The following is a 364-nucleotide window of genomic DNA, read 5'->3' on the forward strand; positions in this document are numbered from 1 at the left end:
ATCGGTGAACAACAGGTTCGGGGCGCGTTTGAAGACCACCGCGATCTCTGTCACCCGCCGCCCCAACCGTTTGCCCGCACGCAGGTAGAACGGGACCCCGGCCCACCGGCGGGTATGGATATCCACCCGGATCGCCGCGAATGTTTCGGTTTTCGAATCCGCGGGGATCCCGTCTTCGTCCAGGTAGCCCTGGACCTGTTCCCCGCCCTGCCAGCCGCCGGTGAACTGTCCCCGCGCGGAGTGCGTGGACAGATCCGCCGGGAGTTTGACCGCGGCCAACACTTTTTCCTTCTCCGCGCGCAGATCGTCGGCGTTGAAGGAGATCGGTTCCTCCATCGCGGTCAGGGCCAGCAGCTGCAGCAGA

At 65.1% G+C, this 364-nt stretch carries 1 pseudogene; it reads right to left on the reverse strand.

The features are described from left to right. A pseudogene (locus tag NQJ30_RS18920) lies at positions 1 to 364 on the reverse strand (glucose-6-phosphate dehydrogenase); the annotation flags it as partial.

The sequence above is a fragment of the Pseudarthrobacter sulfonivorans genome (genome assembly GCF_024391045.1).
Classification (GTDB): Bacteria; Actinomycetota; Actinomycetes; order Actinomycetales; family Micrococcaceae; genus Arthrobacter; species Arthrobacter sulfonivorans_B.